Source organism: Paenibacillus sp. 4624, from assembly GCF_050435065.1.
In the GTDB taxonomy this organism is placed as follows: Bacteria; Bacillota; Bacilli; order Paenibacillales; family Paenibacillaceae; genus Paenibacillus; species Paenibacillus amylolyticus_D.
The window spans coordinates 99,625-115,447 of sequence record NZ_JBNDJR010000010.1; the positions used below are offsets into that span (position 1 = coordinate 99,625).

Annotated in this window: 14 protein-coding genes; 8 read left to right on the plus strand and 6 right to left on the minus strand. The window is 45.0% G+C overall.

The annotated features are described in order from the left end of the window. Positions 1 to 24 precede the first annotated feature (24 nt). The 6 genes from ABIE27_RS21665 to ABIE27_RS21690 all read left to right on the plus strand — a co-directional run bounded on the left by ABIE27_RS21665 (position 25) and on the right by ABIE27_RS21690 (position 5,621). Positions 25 to 942 carry an LCP family protein gene (locus tag ABIE27_RS21665; RefSeq protein WP_429351458.1) on the plus strand — a complete coding sequence of 306 codons (918 nt, stop codon included), beginning with the start codon at positions 25 to 27 and terminating at the stop codon, positions 940 to 942. Positions 943 to 1,050: 108 nt separating this feature from the next. After that, positions 1,051 to 1,521 (plus strand): VanZ family protein, encoded by a 471-nt coding sequence (locus ABIE27_RS21670; RefSeq protein ID WP_151458053.1) that lies wholly within the window; start codon positions 1,051 to 1,053, stop codon positions 1,519 to 1,521. Between the two features lie 99 nt (positions 1,522 to 1,620). After that, positions 1,621 to 2,133 carry a hypothetical protein gene (locus tag ABIE27_RS21675; RefSeq protein ID WP_123063240.1) on the plus strand — a complete coding sequence of 171 codons (513 nt, stop codon included), beginning with the start codon at positions 1,621 to 1,623 and terminating at the stop codon, positions 2,131 to 2,133. A 575-nt stretch (positions 2,134 to 2,708) separates the two neighbouring features. Next, positions 2,709 to 3,620, plus strand: a complete 912-nt coding sequence (locus ABIE27_RS21680) for an ABC transporter ATP-binding protein (RefSeq protein WP_123063241.1) — start codon at positions 2,709 to 2,711, stop codon at positions 3,618 to 3,620. Further along, the gene (locus ABIE27_RS21685; RefSeq protein ID WP_123063242.1) at positions 3,613 to 4,401 is read left to right on the plus strand and encodes an ABC transporter permease; all 789 of its coding nucleotides are present in this window, start codon (positions 3,613 to 3,615) and stop codon (positions 4,399 to 4,401) included. Before ABIE27_RS21680 ends, ABIE27_RS21685 begins: the two co-directional genes overlap by 8 nt. Before the next feature lie 146 nt (positions 4,402 to 4,547). Further along, positions 4,548 to 5,621, plus strand: a complete 1,074-nt coding sequence (locus ABIE27_RS21690; RefSeq protein ID WP_240036675.1) for an AI-2E family transporter — start codon at positions 4,548 to 4,550, stop codon at positions 5,619 to 5,621. 189 nt (positions 5,622 to 5,810) lie between these two features. Here ABIE27_RS21690 and ABIE27_RS21695 read toward each other — a convergent pair whose 3' ends face one another. Next, positions 5,811 to 7,163, minus strand: coding sequence for a hemolysin family protein (locus tag ABIE27_RS21695; RefSeq protein ID WP_123063244.1), 1,353 nt, complete (start codon positions 7,161 to 7,163; stop codon positions 5,811 to 5,813). A gap of 318 nt (positions 7,164 to 7,481) precedes the next feature. On the opposite strand from ABIE27_RS21695, the gene cls reads away from it, so the two are divergent. After that, positions 7,482 to 8,921 (plus strand): cardiolipin synthase, encoded by a 1,440-nt coding sequence (cls, locus tag ABIE27_RS21700; RefSeq protein WP_123063245.1) that lies wholly within the window; start codon positions 7,482 to 7,484, stop codon positions 8,919 to 8,921. A gap of 353 nt (positions 8,922 to 9,274) precedes the next feature. Further along, entirely contained in the window at positions 9,275 to 10,186 is a 912-nt protein-coding gene (locus tag ABIE27_RS21705; protein WP_123063246.1) for a YitT family protein, read from the plus strand. Positions 10,187 to 10,284: 98 nt separating this feature from the next. Here ABIE27_RS21705 and ligD read toward each other — a convergent pair whose 3' ends face one another. The 5 genes from ligD to ABIE27_RS21730 all read right to left on the minus strand — a co-directional run bounded on the left by ligD (position 10,285) and on the right by ABIE27_RS21730 (position 15,735). Then, positions 10,285 to 11,184: a non-homologous end-joining DNA ligase gene (gene ligD, locus ABIE27_RS21710; protein ID WP_429351459.1), complete on the minus strand. Its 900-nt coding sequence runs from the start codon at positions 11,182 to 11,184 to the stop codon at positions 10,285 to 10,287. 15 nt (positions 11,185 to 11,199) lie between these two features. Further along, positions 11,200 to 12,150, minus strand: coding sequence for an RNA ligase family protein (locus ABIE27_RS21715; RefSeq protein WP_123063248.1), 951 nt, complete (start codon positions 12,148 to 12,150; stop codon positions 11,200 to 11,202). Between the two features lie 60 nt (positions 12,151 to 12,210). Next, entirely contained in the window at positions 12,211 to 13,308 is a 1,098-nt protein-coding gene (locus tag ABIE27_RS21720) for a GerAB/ArcD/ProY family transporter (RefSeq protein WP_123063249.1), read from the minus strand. A gap of 236 nt (positions 13,309 to 13,544) precedes the next feature. After that, positions 13,545 to 14,414, minus strand: coding sequence for a VOC family protein (locus ABIE27_RS21725; protein ID WP_123063250.1), 870 nt, complete (start codon positions 14,412 to 14,414; stop codon positions 13,545 to 13,547). 406 nt (positions 14,415 to 14,820) lie between these two features. After that, positions 14,821 to 15,735 carry a Ku protein gene (locus tag ABIE27_RS21730; protein ID WP_123063251.1) on the minus strand — a complete coding sequence of 305 codons (915 nt, stop codon included), beginning with the start codon at positions 15,733 to 15,735 and terminating at the stop codon, positions 14,821 to 14,823. Positions 15,736 to 15,823: the final 88 nt, after the last annotated feature.

The window sequence follows — 15,823 nt, forward strand, 5'->3', positions numbered from 1 at the left end:
ACAATATGAGTGAGGAAGATCCCCATGAAAAAGTGGATGAAATGGACGGCATGGATCGTTTCCCTTTTGATCATCGTTGTATTCGGTTATGCGATCTATCTCTATCAATCGGTTAAATCAACTGCTGATCAGATCTATGAGCCTCGTAATCCGGTACAGCCTGTTTCGATAACGGATGCGAGAGGTGGACAACAGGTTGAACTCAATCGTAAAGAGCCTTTTAATGCATTAATTCTAGGGGTAGACGAGCGCCAGAATGACAGAGGTCGTTCGGATACGATGATTGTTCTTAGCGTGAATCCGGGGAAAAAGAAAGTGTTGATGTTTAATATTCCGCGAGATACAAGAACGGAAATTGTAGGACGTAACACCGAAGACAAGATCAATCATGCTTACGCTTTTGGTGGCGTGGATATGTCACTGGCAACAGTGGAGAAATTTTTGGGAATTCCTATTCATTATTATATGAAAGTAGATATGGAGGGGTTTTCTAAAATCATTGATCTCGTTGGGGGTGTGGATGTAAACAACCCGTTTGCTTTTGATTATGAAGGCCAACGATATGAGCAAGGCAATATTCATCTGGATGGTGTGGCTGCACTCGGGTTCTCCAGAATGCGTTATGATGATCCGAAGGGAGATTTGGGACGGAATGATCGTCAGCGGGAAGTTCTGAAGCAGATGCTCAAAAATACGATGCAATTCTCCAGTGTGCTTCACCTTCAGAATATGCTGGATGAACTAGGTACCCATGTCAGAACGGATCTGACATTTGACGAGATGAAAGAGCTACTTCTCGATTATCGTAGCGACCTAGAAGAGATTGATACGGTAGAGATCAAGGGAAAGGGCGAGAAAATCAACGGTATTTATTATTATATCGTAGGTGAGAAGGAAAAGGAGCGCATTCACGGAATAATAAAGCAACATTTGGAGCCGTAAAGGCAACGTTCGTGAACAGCAAGGAAAGTGGTGGGAATATTGATGAAAGCGGAGGAAAGAGAAACTAGGAAACAAAAACATCAACGGAAACATCGTTCGTATAGAACTGTGTTTTGGCTAATGCTGGCTGGGGCCTGGATTGTGATGATCTGGCTGATGTCTTCCCAATCCTATCAACAGCAAAATATTCAGCCGTGGCTTCAGCGTTTGACCAAACAGGTGCACATCGGGGTTACATTGCCCGATGTGCACCTGTTTTATAATGGGCACGAGTATTCATTAAGAGAAAGACCATATGCGTTCGTAGAATTCCTCTTTCGCAAGACTGCGCATCTATTAGTCTACGCTGTACTCGCAGTGTTAATCTATGGCAGTCTGCGTTACAAACGGGTGCGCGTCATAACATGCATTGCGGTGGCGCTGATGATCGTTGTGATGATCGCCTCCATCGATGAGTACATTCAACAGTTCAGTCCCAATCGCACAAGTTCAATTCGTGATGTGGGTGTAGACTTGATTGGGGGATGCAGTGGTATTGCAATTTACACAGGAATTCGAACTCTAGTGAGGAGAAAATAATTGATTTCCCAGGAAATGCAGTTGGAAACGTATAGCATGGCTTCTACTTGTTTGCAAACCATCATACATATGGGGTAGGCAGGACAAGGGGGCTGGAATATGTTGCGAAGAAGAAATCGTAATGCATTACTCAAAAAAATCGGACTTATTTTATTTGTAGTGCTTTTGCTGTGGCTGATTATTCGAAGTGTACCTGCGTTGTTTCGTGCAGATGCGCCTACAGAGGCTGCTGCTGTGGCAGAGGAGTTTTACAAGTACGAGCAAACGGGTGACTTCGGAAGTTCTTGGGAGCTTTTTCATCCTCTAATGAAAGAGCGATTCCCGAAGAGTGCCTATGTGCAGAATAGAGCACACATCTTTATGCAACATTTTGGTGTGCAGACGTTTGAACTGGAGATGGAATCGCCGGAGCGGGAATTTGATGTGGAGATCATTCAAGGCGTAAAGCCCTTTTCCGAAGCTTACAAAATAAAAGTTAAACAAACGTATTCCGGAACCTTTGGAAAATTTGATCTTGTTCAGATGTGTTACCTTGTGCAGGATGGTAAGCAGTGGACGCTGCTATGGTATTATCCAGATGAGAGGAAACACAACACCGAAACTTCATCATGAGGCGCGATAGGATGTAATATCAAAGTAAAAAAGAAAATATTACATACGATGTGATGTAATTGGAGGTTGACCACGCCGAATTGTATCATTAGTCCCTAATCAAGCGCTATAAATGCGAGACTTTTGTCGCGTTTATAGCGTTTTTTTGAATTTCCAACCTAATTTTGTGCTTAAAAAGCTTGACAATAGTCCTGGTGTCAAGTAAATTACGAATTAGGATACAAAATGTATCAATTTTCAGCGTCTAACGACAAATAACAGGGACTAGAGACTCCCTGTGAGGGGAAGGTATTCCATTGAATGAAACGGGCCGCTTTTACTGTGTCAGTTGTGGGATGATTGTGTCGGTCGCTAGAGACGCTGCCCAGAAGTCAGAGGGCAATGGAGGCAATCACGTGTTTCGTACTGGATTTTACCGGAGTGAAATGCCGCTTGGATGCTGTGAAGCGTGTGTAGTTGAGTCAAAACGAGAAGGTAAGTCCCAGTTTGCAGGACAATTTACTAAAGATTATGATACACTATGCTCATATGAGAAACGGGTATGAAATAAGCCCGTCCATGAAGGAGAGGATTGAATGCAGCAGGAGCCGGTCGTCCGACTTCAAGGCGTCAGTAAAATCATTTCCTCCCGATCATTGGTCAGCGACCTGACCCTGGATATTTCTCCGGGGCAGGTTTTTGGTTTTTTAGGACCGAATGGCGCGGGGAAGACAACAACAATTCGAATGATGGTAGGTTTGATGTCCATTAGTAAAGGAGATATTTTCATCTCTGGACACAGTGTGAAAAATGAGTTTGAACAGGCGATAGCCCAGGTAGGAGCGATTGTGGAAAATCCGGAGATGTACAAGTTTCTGACCGGATATCAGAATCTGGTGCATTTTGCCCGTATGTCACCTGGTGTTACCAAGGAACGTATTGCAGAGACGATTGAACGTGTAGGCCTGACAGCGCGGATTCATGACAAGGTAAAAACCTATTCTTTGGGTATGCGTCAACGTCTTGGCGTAGCACAGGCTATCTTACATAGACCCAAGTTGCTTGTTCTGGATGAGCCAACGAACGGTCTCGATCCTCAAGGGATAAGGGAACTAAGGGACTATTTGCGGCTTCTCACCCATGAAGAGGGAATCACAGTCTTTGTCTCAAGCCATCTATTGTCCGAGATGGAATTGATGTGTGACACCGTAGCTATCATTCAGAACGGTAAACTGATTGATGTTCGGAATCTGCGAGATGAACAAGGTTCAGATACACTAGTCGAAGTTGCTTTTGAAGTAGATGATGCAGAACGTGCTGTTCAACTTATGGAGGGAGAGGCAGTTATCCAGGGCAAGGTTATCGTGATGTCTCTCTCACGGGAACAGATTCCTGATGTCAATGCCAAGCTGGTTCGTGAAGGTGTGCAGGTTTACGGCATTCGCAGTGTGACACGTACGTTGGAAGATCAATTCTTGCAAGTGACTGGAGGTGGCGGTATTGGGTAGTTTCGGCAATCTGCTGCTGAATGAAAATATGAAAGTGTTCCGTCGTGTGCGTACCTGGGTTATGTTAGCTATCCTTGCTCTGATATCGCTGCTAATGCCCGTGTTAATGAAGCAGGGGATGGGGACAAGTGATGTGCTGTATTGGCAGCCGGCAGTTACAACAGTTCAGATCGCATTTTTCCTGAATACGATTTTCTGTGTCGTCGTTGCAGCGGAATCGGTGGCCGGGGAATTTACGTGGGGAACCATCAAACTGTTACTCATCCGTCCATGGTCACGCAGTAAAATTCTGGCTTCCAAATATCTGACGGTAGTGGGCTTCAGCATATTAAGTACGCTATTGGTCATTGGTATGGCCATGCTCAGTTCTTATATTCTGTTTTCCCATGATGTTTCGGTAGAGAGTGGTGTACTGGCAGGCGATGCGTTTACGAGATGGAGCTATCTGTATATCGACCTTTTCATTACACTCGCGATTGCCTTTATGGTTTCTTCTGTATTTCGCTCGGGTGCGCTTGCAATCGGTCTGTCCCTGTTCATTATGTTCACGCAAAATATATTTTCACTGATCTTCAATCCGGATCGTTATGAATGGGCTAAATATGTTCTGTTCAACAATATGGATCTGAGTAAATATATGGACTCACCAGGTATGGGCTTAATGAATGGTCCAAGTGAAGGGATGACTCTGGGGTTCTCCTTAGCCGTTCTCGGTGTATATTATGTCGTCTTTATGGTGATATCCTGGGTAGTATTTAACAAAAGAGATGTGGCAGGTTAACTCCTGCCTCTTTTTTTGTTTGCATGTGGCATGGCTGTCTATTCAGGGTACATACTGGTATTGTAAGGTTAGAATAATTGTAAGGTTAAAATCATATTATCGTCGCAGTCACTTTGGCATGGCAGCGCATGGGGGGATCACGTTTCTTGATTAACAACAAATTTTACCGCATATGCACGGCAATTATTTTACTATTGCTGATCGTGTATTTGGGGGATAAAGTCAACTTTATTTTCCGCCCTCTCACTTCGCTGATTCATATCATTATTATCCCGCTGCTGATCGCAGGATTTTTCTATTATCTATTGCGTCCGCTCGTAGACTTCATGGAACGGCACAAAATCAAAAGGGCACTGTCTGTCTTAATTATTTATGTCGTTGTGGGACTCCTCATCGCAGGATTCAGCGTTCTCGTGTGGCCTTCGTTGCGAGAGCAGTTATGGAATTTTATCGAGAATACACCTAAGCTTGTTTCTTCCCTTGTAGAGCAGATTAAAGCACTGGAAAACAATCGTTTTCTTGCTCGTTACCTGCCTGAGAATTCGGACTTGTTTACCAGGTTGTCCGAGTATTTAAGTCAAGGAATTACGCAAGTTACGGATTATGTCTCTGGTCTGTTTTCTGTTGTGTCCAACCTGGTCATTATCTTGGCGACATTCCCGATTATGCTCTATTACATGCTGAAGGAAGGCAGCAAATTTGGAACCAACCTAACGCTGTTATTGCCGAGACATTATCGAAAAGACGGGGAAGAAACGGTGCACGAAATAGATGAGGCTCTGAGTAATTATATTGTAGGTAGGGTTATTGTTAATGTGGCGCTGGGCATTCTCATGTTTATCGGTTTTATTCTCATCGGGTTGCCTTATGCATTATTATTAACGGTGGTTTCTATTATCCTGAACTTTATCCCTTACGTGGGAGCGTTGCTGGCGGCGATTCCTGTTGTGATCGTTGCTTTTATCGACTCGCCTTCCATGGCACTCTGGTCTCTGATCATTATTGTCGTTGCACAGCAGATTCAGGATAATCTGATCTCCCCTTATGTATATGGCAAACAACTTGATATTCATCCGTTGACTACGGTGATCCTGTTGCTCGTTGGAGCCGACCTGGGCAACATTCTGGGTATGATTATTATCATTCCGCTGTACATGATTCTTAAAATTATATTTAGGAAAATTCAGAATCGCATTGTTGAAGATCGAGCAGAAGCCTAATGTGTGGCGAGACAGGTCTGGCTGGGCTGTGATACTAAACGTAGACTGTACAGGATGACACAAGAGGGGGCTCGCTTGTAATATCTCTAAATAACCCATCATGACTTGAGAGCGCCCTGAGATGCTTCACCTGTAAATATCAAGAAAAGGTCTGTCCATGTCGGTAATGACGTGGACAGACCTTTTAAATTAAACATTTTTTTCTTTCTCGTCTTCATCGGTGTAGTCTGACATGTTCAGTGGTTCTTTCGGGACGACCGCGACTTTGTAGAAGCGATTTTTATCTTTTTCCAGCAGGACGAAGGTCAGATTCTCATATTCGTAATCGTCCTGTTCATTCATCTCTGGACGGTGGCTGTAGAGCCATCCACCAATCGTATCCCACTCGTCCGCATCAAGCGAAGCTAGGAACATATCGTTAACCTTGGACAGCGAAACCTTACCATCCATGATGACATAATGCTCATTCACGATCTGAATCTCTTCTTCTTCATCTGCGTCGAACTCATCGCGAATCTCACCAACAATCTGCTCCAGTACGTCTTCAATCGTTACAATACCCGACGTGCCCCCGTACTCGTCGACAAGAACAGCAATATGCACGCCATCCTTCTGCATTTTTTTGAGAAGGTCCTTTACCGGGGTTGTCTCATGAACGGCCGACACGGGCTGAATTAGGGAAGACAGGTCGACAGGTTCATCATTACCATACAGTTCTAAGAAAAATTGTTTCGTATTAATGATACCGATAATATCGTCTTTACTCTCATTAACGACTGGAAAACGAGTGTATTGTTCTTCACGAATAATTTCGAGATTTTCTTCGTTCGTTTTATTTAGATAAAGGCAGACCATATCAGTCCGGGGAACCATGATCTCTTTGGCCAACATCTCATCAAATGCAAAAATTCGGCTAACATACCCAAATTCAGCCTGATTGATCTTACCACTCTCAAAGCTCTCATTGATAATGATCTGGAGCTCTTCTTCGGAGTGCGCGTCTTCATGTTCTGAAGCAGGCTTGATGCCAAACAATTTGACCAGTTGGTTCGCAGAGCCGTTTAACAGCCAGATAAAAGGATACATCACTCGGTTAAACAAGATGATAGGGCCAGACGTCAGCAGTGCGACAGTCTCGGCTTTGCGGATCGCTATCGTTTTGGGTGCAAGCTCACCCACAACAACGTGCAAATAGGTGATCGCAACAAAGGCAATGACAAATGACAAGAATGAAGAGAGTGCATCTGGGATACTCATGCTTTCGAACACCGGATGCAGGATTTTCTCTACCGTGGGTTCACCGAGCCAGCCTAGTCCGAGAGACGTAATTGTAATCCCGAGCTGACAAGCAGACAGATATCCGTCCAGATTGGCGACGGCCTGTTTTACAGCGAGCGCCCGTTTGTTCCCTTCTGCAATCATTTGATCGATCCGGCTCGGACGAACCCGTACCAGTGCGAACTCCACTGCCACGAAAAATGCCGATAACCCTATCAAAAATGCAACCAAAACCAAATTTAACGCATACCTCTCACTGTCCATTCACTACTCTTCTCCTTTTATGTAATAAGTTTTAACGAGTATTATATCTAATTTTACGTAAGAAGACCACCTTTACCGAAGAAAAGAGGAAGAGTCTGGAAAGGGAGAGATGCAAAACGGTGTTGAAATTAGGTTATGTAAAGTTTTATCTAAGTATTCGTTACGAATAAGGTCGACATTGGGTATCTATGATTAGCTGGGAACATTATCGTCAAAGCTGGTTAGAATGAAACAAGGCAAAGCTGGTGAGCGAGATAACGGAATATTACAAAATAGATAATTAAAATATTAGAGCGTATGCACTAAGGGGGAGGCCGCATGTTCTGGCTGTTCATTATTTTACTTGTTTTTATTTTTCAAGCGGCTACGATTCTTTTGCTGGAGTTCCGCAATCCGGCCAAAGCAGTGGCTTGGTTGTTCATCTTATTTTGTGTGCCTATAATCGGATTCGTTGTGTACTATTTCGTGGCACAGGACTACAGCAAACGCAAAAAACTGCGAAAGGGAGGGTCTCGCATCTTCAGGGAGATGCGCGAAACGATCTGGAAACAGGCGCACATTATAGAAGAGGTTGCCCAAATGCCGGGGGATCGATACAATCACCAGCACCGTTTATTCAACCTGTTAACCCATTTGTCCGAGAGCCCGATTACGGGATGTAACCGGAGCAAGGTGCTCACAAATGGGGAAGAGGCTTTTGCAGCTATGCTTAGAGAGATGGAGAAGGCGAAGCACCATCTGCATGTCGAGTTCTATATTTTCAGAGATGATGTGATCGGTACTCGCTTTCAAGAGGTGATGATCCGTAAAGCCCAGGAGGGAGTTAAAGTCAGGTTCATTTGCGATGGGCTTGGCAGTCATAACCTGAGCTGGAGTTTTATCCGCAAGCTTCAAGATGCGGGTGTTGAGTTTCATTTTTTTCTGCCGCCGCTCATTGCGACGATTGATCGCAGAGTCAATTACCGAAACCACCGTAAAATTGTAGTTGTGGATGGGAAGGTTGGTTTTGTGGGTGGTATTAACGTCGGAGATGACTATCTGGGTCAATACCCGGAGGTCGGATTTTGGCGAGATACCCATGTGCAGATTGAAGGAGATGCTGTCTATTTCCTGCAAAGCACGTTTCTTAACGACTGGAAGCTGGCCTCGGGAAAACGGATTATGGAGCCGCAGCTCGGAGAATTGTTTCCACCCCATATTTGCAGCGGCGGAGAACGGATTCAGATTTTAGGCAGCGGACCCGATCAGGATTGGGATGCCATTCAGGAGATGTGTTTTGGTGCAATTTCAGTAGCCTGCGAACGTATATACATTACCACCCCGTATTTCATTCCTGATCCAGCTCTTTACGAGGCTCTCAAGACCGCCGCAGTCAGTGGGGTGGATGTGCGAATTGTTATTCCGTATCAGTCCGATTCACGGCTAGTGCATCTGGCATCGCTTTCTTATGTTGAAGAGTTGCTTCGTGCCGGTGTGAAATTTTATCAATACCGCAAAGGTTTCGTGCATGCCAAAGTAATGATCGTTGATGAATTATTGGCAACAGTAGGCACGGCCAACATGGACATGCGCAGTTTCTTTTATAATTTTGAATTGACGGCTGTATTGTTTGAAAGCTCTGCGATCCATCGTCTGCTGCATGATTTTGAACGTGATCTAGAGGAGTGCAGCCAAATAGATACCTTCGCATTCCAACATCGTTCACGGCTGCAAAAAGGGGCTGAAATGCTTTCTCGCATGCTTTCTCCGCTTCTTTAGCTGATTTAGGGCAGATTTCCGAAGATAAATTCACTTTTTTTGAATTTATCTTCTTTTTGCTAAGTATTTTGCTCCAATTTGATCTTTTATGATATAATAGTTATATAAATCATGTCGTGATGAAGGAGGGGAGTCTGGGGAAACAGGCTCCCTTTTGCTCTCTTTTGGAAGTGTGATCCGGCAAGCAGTACATCTTGAATCTATTTTATATCGCCTTTAGATGCCCGTTTTGATGTTGGGTTAAAGTACATGAAGAATACAGTTTGGCTGATTTTCTACATGGAGCTTCCCCGTGGAGTAATTTAATGGATATATAAAATGGATTCACATTCTGATTTTACGGGGGGGATACCATGTCCAATGTAACGGTGAAAGAACTAACAGCCAAGCAAGCCGACCGCGGCGTCAAAAGCTCGGTGTTTACGCTGAAGTTTCTGCAGCGTATTGTAATGATCCTGATCGGTGCTGCACTCATGGCTGTATCGCTTGAAGTATTCCTAGTGCCAAACGGCGTCATCGACGGCGGTATCACGGGGATCTCGATTATGGTGTCAGAGCTTACACATCTGCCGCTGGGGATATTTCTGACTCTGCTCAATATGCCTTTTCTAATCCTTGGTTACAAGCAGATTGGCAAGACCTTTGCATTATCTACTTTGCTGGGAATCGTCGTGATGTCTATTGGAACATCGCTGTTGCACGAAGTTCCAGCACTAACACCGGGTGAACCGCTTCTGGGTGCTGTATTCGGCGGATTGATTCTGGGTGTGGGAGTAGGTCTCGTTATTCGTTCTGGTGGTTCACTGGACGGTACAGAGATCGTAGCTATTCTGTTTAGTGAGAAATCACCGCTGTCTGTGGGACAGATTGTTTTGATTATTAACGTATTTATTTTCGCGGGTGCTGGATTTGTATTCGGCTGGCCAAACGCTCTGTACTCGATGATTGCCTATTATATTGCCATGAAGATGATTGATATTGTGAATGAAGGGTTGGATCAGTCCAAGTCGGTCTGGATCATCAGTGAGAAGTATCGTGATATCGGTTCCGCGTTGACGGATCGTCTCGGACGTGGTGTAACGTATCTGGACGGAGAAGGCGGATTCAGCGGGGATGAGAAAAAGATCATTTTTGTTGTCATCACTCGTCTGGAAGAAGCCAAGCTGAAGTCCATAGTTGAGGATTGGGACCCGCAAGCTTTTGTAGCCATCGGTAACATTCATGATGTGAAGGGCGGGCGTTTCAAGAAAAAAGGCATCCATTAGCGAAGCGCTTGATTTGACACAAGGGTAAGTTAACAACAAAAGAAAGCACCATTGTTCTGCTACATCAATAGCCGATATCCTGAATTACAGGGTATCGGCTATTTTTTCTTCAAATGTTTCAGAATCAGTTCCATAGGTTGCGGAGGCACGGCTGCTATCAGGTCCCCAACGGTTGTCAGACGTTCAATAATGTTCATAAGATGAAAATCCTGAATCGAGACATCACGGCGCACCTCATCCCAAGTCAGCGGTGTGGAGACGGTTCCCTTTGGCTTGGCGCGAGGTGTATAGGGAGCAGCTAATGTTTTGCCGCCATAATGCTGGAGATAATCAAAGTAAATTCGATCACCCCGATCTTTTTTGAGCCGTTCCAGTGTAAACAATTCAGGATGCTTTTGCGTGACATATTTACCTACAAAATGACCGATATCCCGTAACTCATCAAATGTTACACCAGACGTAATTGGAACAATAATTTGAACACCTGTGGCGCCAGAGGTTTTGGGAACGGATTGCAATCCAAGGGAAGACAATGTTTCACCTACAATCAATGCGGCCTGCATGATCCGCGGCTCATGCTCCATCGAAGGGTCGAGATCAATCATCCATTCACAAGGAAGCGTACTGTTAATCGCATGAAGCGAAGGATGGAATTCAAGTGCTGCTAGATTCCCTAACCAGAGCAGTTCAGGTAGCCCGTTCATGACGATGTAGCGGATGCCTTCATAGTTCTGTGTATCAACGAAATCAGGTACGGGCTCTGGTGCATTTTTCTGATAAAAAAACGTGTCGTTGGCGCCATGAGGGTATCGAATGGTTGTCAATAAACGGTTGCGGGTGTATGTCAGTAGATAGGGAGCAAGAGCAGCCAGTTTTTGCAAATAGATAGCTTTGGTTATCCCTGCTTCTGGCCATAACAGTTTGTCTGGATTCGTAACCGTGAGTTCTACACCTTCGATCATGATGGAACCTTTAATTTTGTGTGGCACACTGTGCATCTCCTTTCAGTGGAATTAAGGGTAGAGCTGGCTCGCCAGGCAGTCCTCCCGTGTCACTTCTGCAAAAGTTTGGATGCTAGGATGACGAAGCGTTTGATGATGGGTCAGTTCCATGTACTGCACCTTAAGCCCAATCTTGGGTTGTACCCAAGTTGTCTCTGCGCTTCGCTCAGGGATGTTATGGAATGGTCTATCTTTTATGATAAGTGGTTGCACCTGTGAAGTGAGTTCCCGCCAGCGATTGATGTTCAACTTCCCTGTACCTACATGACCAATATAGATAAAATGAGGTCCGTCAAATACGCCGACTGCAACGGCGTTTACGATTCCATCGCGATACGTAACGCCCCCGATCATGGCGTATAGATCATGCATGATCTTCACTTTCTGCCAGCGTGAGTCCTTGCCGCCGATCCCGTAAGTGCTGGTGAGATCCTTGCAGACGATACCTTCCATCTGATGTTGCCTCATGACGTGAAGCAGAGCGGGTGCATCGGGTGCGTTGGTCACTTCCTGAACATGATTGCTGGTACGTAGCACTTGGTGAAGCAGCTGCTGGCGAGCAGATAATGTCTGATCTGTGACCCACTTCCCGTCGTAATAAAGAATGTCAAAAACCATATAAGTAATCGGTATCTGCTGTTTGGCTTGAGCAATGTTATGCGGCTTGCTCATGCGATCCCGGCGGAGTACATGGTAAAAGGAAGGACGTCCCGAATTTGGATCGAGTGCGATGATCTCACCATCCAAAATGTAAGAGGTACCCTCACATAGATCGCGCGGTTCTACTAGTTCTGGATACTGGGTCGTCCGGTCGTGTAATCTGCGATTGACGAGCCGTAATTCTTGTCCGTTCTCATAGGCGAGCATGCGTACACCATCCCACTTAATCTGGGCAATCCATTGGGAGCCTGCGGGTAAAGAGTCCCGGGATACAGGTTCGAACGGTATAACAGGTTTGATCATGTGTTACTCCTTTCCTTATGCCAGCCGCATATTAGGTTTAAACCAAATACGTGGAGGGCATTAATGTTTTTGCAATTTATGTTTCAAATGATGGATCAGGATCAGCAGCAGCGGGAGAAAAATGCCACAGGTCAAATCCCAGTCAATCCAGTATGGAATGATCACTTTCAGATAGAATGTTTCATTCGGAGAGATCAGGATGGAACACGTTAAAATAAGCAATGCCGCTGGGAAGATGAGATTTCGATAGCTGGACAAGCGAAACAGATGAGCGAGTCCAAGCGCAAAGCTGTAGAAGAAGAGCACACTTTTGAAAAATACAGCGATAACCCAGACGGAAGCCATAATGGCTTCAATTCGTTGCAAAAATTTTCCGATGTTAATCAAGCGTGACAGATTAAACGACGTAAACCAGTAATGCTGTGTCATGAATGGTCCCAAAATAAGCAGACACATGCTTATGGTCAGCGTTAACATTAATCCGCCAATCATACCCATGAGCAAAAAATCTCTTTTCAGATGAGGGCGCTGTTCCGTGTAAGGCAATAACATCATGAAAATACATAATTCACAGTACGGATATGTAAGTACAGCAACAAAGCCTTTGAAAGGATCGAGGAATCCCCGACCAAGGATAGGTTTTATATTGTCGAGCTCTGCTTTGGGGAGTAGACATAGTGTGAGAATAATCAAGAACAGGACAACGATAGGCAACAAGATTTCAGCAGTTCTTCCGATGTTAGGGAGCCCTGACCGCAATCCCCAAACTAGAGCACAGATGAATGTCAGGTGTAACACCCATAATGGCGAATTTCTCAGAATGTCCGTCGTCATAAAGTCTCCCATTTCACGGATAAACGTCGATGCACCAATCAGAAAATAAAAAAGATAGAATGCGCTGACAATAGCACCTACCCAAGGCCCCAGCACCCGGAGTACATGTTCAATTAAATTCAGACGCGGATCCAAGCGATATACGGCAAACATGATCAGAAGTACAACCATTCCGCCTCCTACGCCAAGTAAGGAAGAGATCCAGGCATCTTGCTGAGCATAAGATGTGATCATCGTTGGGAAAAAGAGAATCTGCTCACCGATTGTGCAAAGGAACATCAGCGAAGCAAGTTGCCTGACGGTCAAACGTCCCTTTTCAATCATTCCAATAAATCTCCTTCGTCTGACAATGTTTAAGTCTAGGTTAGGATGTACCAATATTTACGGTTTTATCAGAGGTATAAAAAAAGCCCGACCTTTTACCTCCCGAAGAAGCTTTGGAGGAACGAGGGTCAGGCTTTTTTTGCAGTAACAAGTTTGGCCAAGAGAAGGAATGCAGAATTAAGTCGGCAGAGTGAATGGATGGTAACAGCTTGCGTTTAAAGTAAAACGAATTGGCTTTAGGCCTCTGCAGTCAGGCGGATTCCGATGTTTTGCGGGTCTGACGCGTACCATGCATCTCCATCCGGGCTTACTTCAACACCTGCCTGGCGCAGACGTTGAACGGCCTGCTCAACTTCATGGTTATGGGCATACACAATGGTGAAATAGTCGATTCCCGTAGCATTAGCAGGATTAATCGGAGCGTTCACTCCAGCCCAGATATTCAGCCCCAGATGGTGATGGTACCCTCCGGCAGACACAAACAGTGCTGACATGTTGGCGAAGTTGCCTACAACATCAAATCCGAGAATACCGGAGTAGAAGCTGCGGGCTTCTTCCAGACTGCGAACGTGAAAGTGAACATGACCGATAACGGTGCCAGCTGGCAGGCCGCTCCAAGTTTCACTTGCCGACAGATCAAACAAGCTTTGCACATCCACTGGATCGCTTGCCATGACATAATTATTGTCAGCATCCCGTTTCCAAGTATCGCGAGGGCGGTCGGCATAGATTTCAATCCCGTTCAAATCGGGGTCAGAGATATAAAAGGCTTCACTCACCAGGTGATCTCCTTGACCGATATCGATCCCGGATGCGACAAGATTACGAATGGCAAGTCCAAGCGACTTGCGGTCAGGCAAAAGAATGGCAAAATGGTACAAGCCGGCATGGGAGCGCTCAGGCAATGTAATGCTGTTGCTCACTTCTTCAAGGCGAAGAAGGACGTTCTTTCCGCCCGCTGTCATTGTGGCGATATGATCTTGGCGTGTCAGCAGTTTGAGGCCAACAACGTCCGTATAAAACTGGATGGATCGATCCAGATTGCTAATTTTGAGACTGACTTCACCTAAATGGGTTGTGGCTGGAATTTGATAAGTAGTACTCATGGTTAGTTCCTCCTTATAATGCTTTCTCATGTGAACAAATCACAAATTATGATGTGGGAATATTAAATATTGGAACGAGTTGCATATCGATATAAGGGTGAGAGCCTTGAAGCATATGACTTGAAAATGAAACAACACTATACAAATACAAATAAGTTACTTTTCATAAGTTAATATAAAATATTTACCTCGTTTAGTCAATAACTTAGGCAAAATTGTTTCACCAGAAGTGTCAGAAATGTCTGTGTAATTGGGGATGGTCATAGGAGCGAGCCGAGGATGGTGATCTATAAGATTCTTCCACCACTTGCTAACGGACCGTTAGGGCAGCCATTGGATCATGTTGATCCAATTACGGTCCGTTAGACACAAGTGGGACCCGAGTCTTCCTACTTCACCAGCACGCTTACGCTTTGGGTTTAGCTGGGGCTTTTTTTCGTTTCGGAGCAGCAGGGGGAGCATCGGTTTCTCCTCCGGCAACAGCCTGGGCGGTTGTTTTGCGCGTAGCGCGTTTTTTAGGTTTAGCCGTGGATGTCCCAGGGTCTGAAGGAATTGGCTTGACGGCTTCAATACTTGCTTGAAGGGCGGCCATAAGATCCATCACATTAGCTTCCGGTTTGGCTGGAGCAATCTTGATTTCTTCACCAGCGACCTTGTGTTGAATGAGGTCGAGCAGCTTCGCCCGATAATCATCTGTATATTTACCAGGTTCAAACGGAGTCGAAAGTTGGTCGATTAGCAGTTTCGCCATCGTGAGTTCTTTTTCGTTAACATTTTGAACTTCAGGGAGGTTAGGAACCTGAGACACGGGACGGATCTCATCCGGGTAAAAAATAGTTTCCATCGACAAGCAGTCCTCTAGAACACGGATGGCCGCAAGACTGCTTTTGGAGCGAATGGAGATTTTAGCAATGCCTATTTTACCTGTATCCCGCATGGCGTTCATGAGAAGCTGATAGGCATTACCCCCAGCCTGATCAGGAGAGAGGTAATAGGTTTTTTGAAAATAGATGGGGTCAATCTCAGTCAAATCCACAAAATCCAGAATGGTAATGGTTTTGCTGTTGGACTCGTTTAAGGCCTCAAGTTCTTCTTTTTCAAAAAGAACAAATTTGCCCTTCTCATATTCATAACCTTTGGTGATCTCTTCCCATTTGACTTCGACCTCACAGGAGGGGCACTGACGTACATAAGCGAGCGGGCTTCCACAAACGTTATGAATGTAACGCATGGAGATATCTTTGTCCTCGGTAGCCGAGAACATTTTGACAGGGACATGCACGAGACCAAAACTGATCGCACCTTTCCAGACCGTGTGCATAAGAGCGGCTCCTTTCAAATTTCTTTTTTTATTAATAGTATGGGCAGCTGTTGTAAGGGATAGTCGTAAAACACTGGATTGTACGGTG